Origin of the sequence: Paracoccus nototheniae (genome assembly GCF_004335005.1) — a bacterium.
In the GTDB taxonomy this organism is placed as follows: Bacteria; Pseudomonadota; Alphaproteobacteria; order Rhodobacterales; family Rhodobacteraceae; genus Paracoccus; species Paracoccus nototheniae.
Genome location: NZ_RQRT01000180.1, coordinates 1 through 617, shown reverse-complemented (window position 1 = coordinate 617; position 617 = coordinate 1). Strand labels below are relative to the sequence as shown.

At 68.1% G+C, this 617-nt stretch carries 1 protein-coding gene; it reads right to left on the bottom strand.

The window, feature by feature from the left end; translation table 11 throughout:
• A partial coding sequence (locus tag EG885_RS22375; protein ID WP_131579078.1) for a pyridoxal-phosphate-dependent aminotransferase family protein occupies positions 1-617 on the bottom strand: 617 nt, incomplete at both ends.

Here is a 617-nt window from a genome sequence, read left to right as displayed (position 1 = left end):
GGCCATCACATCGGTCAGCATGCCCAGATGGCCGATGCGGAACACCTTGCCCGCCACATCGCCCAGACCCGTGCCAAAGGCCACGCCATAGGCATTCAGCGCATGGCCGACGATGCGGTTCGCGTCGAACCCTTCGGGCGTGCGGATCGCGCTGACGCTGTCGGAATACAGATCCGGATGGGCGGCGCACAGCGTCAGCCCCCATGCGGCCACCGCCCGGCGCACGCCTTCGGCGATGCGGTGATGGCGGGCAAAGACGGTCTCCAGCCCCTCATCCAGCAGCATCTCGGTCGCGACCTTCAGCCCGTGGATCAGCCCGACCGGCGGGGTATAGGGGAACCCGTTGGCGGCATAGCCCTTGGCCATGTCGCGGATGTCGAAGAAAGTGCGCGGCAGGCCCGCCCCCTGAACCGCCGCCATGGCTTTGGGCGAAAACCCGACGATGGCCAGCCCGGGAGGCAGCATGAAGCCCTTTTGCGACCCGGTCACCGCCACATCGACGCCCCATTCGTCCATCCGGAAATCATAGCAGGCGATCGAGCTGACCCCGTCGACCAGCAACAGCGCCGGATGGCCCGCCCGGTCCAGCGCGCGGCGGACGGCGGCGATGTCGGACC